General features: G+C 59.9%; 1 protein-coding gene. It reads left to right on the forward strand.

Annotated elements, in window-relative coordinates; genetic code table 11:
* Positions 1–191 precede the first annotated feature (191 nt).
* The gene (locus tag L0G76_RS15490) at positions 192–2,657 is read left to right on the forward strand and encodes an HNH endonuclease signature motif containing protein (RefSeq protein WP_304358033.1); all 2,466 of its coding nucleotides are present in this window, start codon (positions 192–194) and stop codon (positions 2,655–2,657) included.
* Positions 2,658–2,690 lie beyond the last annotated feature (33 nt).

Raw genomic sequence — 2,690 nt, forward strand, 5'->3', positions numbered from 1 at the left:
TATTTTGACAGTGACGAGCATCAGAGACAGGTCAATACATCTATATGGCGTTGAAGTTCTAAGGTCTGATCTATTTGTATTCTAGTTTTATTCGAATCTCTCTAGTACTCCATCAGTTTCGCAGGTAGAATGAGAACAGACGCCGAAGCTATCAGGCAGACCCCACAGAGCGGTGGAGAGGAGGCAACGCAATGAAGCACATGAACGACGACAGTTCAGATTGCGGAGTGCGCTCAGACGGCTCCGACTCCTCAACCTTCAGCGGTCGCTGCCTCGATATAGACGAAGATTCGCCGTTCAAAGACCTATCAGCTGTCTACGCCTGCAGCGACCAGGCACAGTTCGCGGCCTTGGACGCAACCAGCGGCATTTTCGTCCGAGAGGTTGCGCACTACCTTGGTCTGGCCGGCCCCAATCTCACCGTTCCCTATATCTTCACGTCACTTGCCGATACCGTCCAGCGTCACAGCGGTCGCAAACGTCCCGGCGCCCGCTCCGACACAAGGACCAGCGAGTACGCTGGCAACCGCGAGGAGAATGCAGGACAAGGGACCATTGCAGGCGAAGGCGCGCACTCGCCCACTTCGAGTCGAAAGAACGACTCGAGCCGAAAGAAGGACCGTGGAGCGCGACGACGGATGCGTCGTGAGCAGAGGGCGGCACGAGAGCACCCCGAGCAGCTTCCGGACTTCCCCGCGTTCAAGCCCACTTCGACATTCAACGGTTGGACACATCAGTACGCCTGGGCTGAAGACATCAGCGAGTACTCGGCGCTCCTGGGTGCCACCACGACCGGAGCCTATAAGCACATCACCACCGCGATGACACTCGTGCACGGACTACCGAAGTTCCATCAGCGCTGCTGCGACGGCGACTTCACCATTGAACACGTCGCCTTCGTGACCCGGCGCTGCCGGGACGTCGAATTCAGGTACCTCCCGAGCATTGATGACTACCTGGCCGATAGGCGGGCAGATATCACGATCGAAACGTTCAAACGCTCTCTCGCACTGAAGATCGCAGCGACCCAACCAGCACAGGAAACCCTCGAGAAGGTCGCGGTTCGCCGACGGGTCGACATCAGCACCGGTGATGACGGTACCGCCTACCTCACTCTCACCGGTCCAGCTCCAGAACTCAACGCGTGCTATAGAAGGGTCGAGGCATTCGCCCGATCCGTCTACACGGGAAACATCACTGCGTTCGGCGACCAGCTGAACCCTGGGGAGACATTCGACGACGATCGTGGCATCGATGCGCTCATGCTCGACATATTCACTCGCACTCGACCGCAGCTCAAACTTCGAATCACCAGCAACAACACGACAACTGGGGACACGTCGAGCACGGACTTTCCGATCGACGGCCTCTTCACGGGACCCGACGGTGTCCCCATGTCTGCCGAGGAATCTCTGCTCGAATACATCGAACGAACCTTCGGCCAGATGGGTGAGGAGTCCTTGCCAGCGGCCGGCGCCGAGAATGAGGGGCAGACTGCGTCCGACAGCTGGATGCGCGATCCGCGGTTCTTCGAAGCCCTGAAGAACAGCAGGCCATCGCCTGACGCAGCTTTCTGGCCGCCCGGAACCGACCCACATGCACGATTCGGTACCGATCCCTCATCCCCGCATGACGAGTCATCATGTTCAGTCAGCTACGAGGTTCTCCTCGACATGCCCACCCAGGAATATTGGCTCTCCCACCAGGCACGGACGACGATCACCGTCCCATTGTTCACCTTGCTCAGCCAGTTCCTCGACAGGTCCGGAGACGATGGGAGCACAGCGGCTGGCCGAACACCCGGATCAGAGGTGAACGACGGTGCAGAGGCGGCCACGACGACGCCATCACCAACGAACAGCTCTGAGGACCAGTGGGCTTCTGCAGACGTATGCGATTTGGCCGGCATGCTCCCGGATGGCTCCCCTCTTCCTGCTGATATGGCGCGCAGGCTCGCCGGATATGCGTCAACATGGACGCGAATCCTCACCGATCCGGCGACCGGAACACCACTCGACGCAAAGGCAACCAGCTACTCGATCCCCAACAGCATCCGCCAGCCTCTCGCAGCCCAGTGGATGAACTGCACGATGCCCGGATGCATCCGACGCGCCGAGTCCACGGAGGTCGATCACATCGATCCGTTCGACCACAACAGCCCAGAGAGCGGCGGCCTGACCCGATTCGGCAACCTCCATAATGTCTGCAGGCTCCACCACCAGGCGAAGACAGACCGGAAGTTCTCAGTCAGAATGGTCCAGCCTGGTCGGCTCGAATACGTTTTCAGACACGGAATCACCACCGAAGTCATGCCGCCCGACAACCCGATCAACGTTGAACACGCCAAGCTCTTCCTCAAGTACTTCGCCGCACCCCCGCCGCGCGCGACTGCTCCCCCGCCGGAAGCCGCCGCGCCGGAACCCGCATCTTCTGACGCGGCGACTCCACCGAACGGGAAAGATCGACACAAGAAGAAGTCGGCGACGGCAGACGAAGACCCGCCGACCGCGCAGTCACAAACCGCACAGTCGACGACTGGTCCTGCCAAAGGCAGTCAGGCCCCCGGCTGGGTCGAATACGTCGACCCATTCTCTGGCCACTCCGAACAGAGCGCGAAGCAGTGGTTCTGGGGCTCGGATGAGCAACCACCCTTCTGATGGCTCAGCACAATCCGATGACTCAGCACGCTA

The organism is Brevibacterium picturae (assembly GCF_030453725.1).
GTDB lineage: Bacteria > Actinomycetota > Actinomycetes > Actinomycetales > Brevibacteriaceae > Brevibacterium > Brevibacterium sandarakinum_A.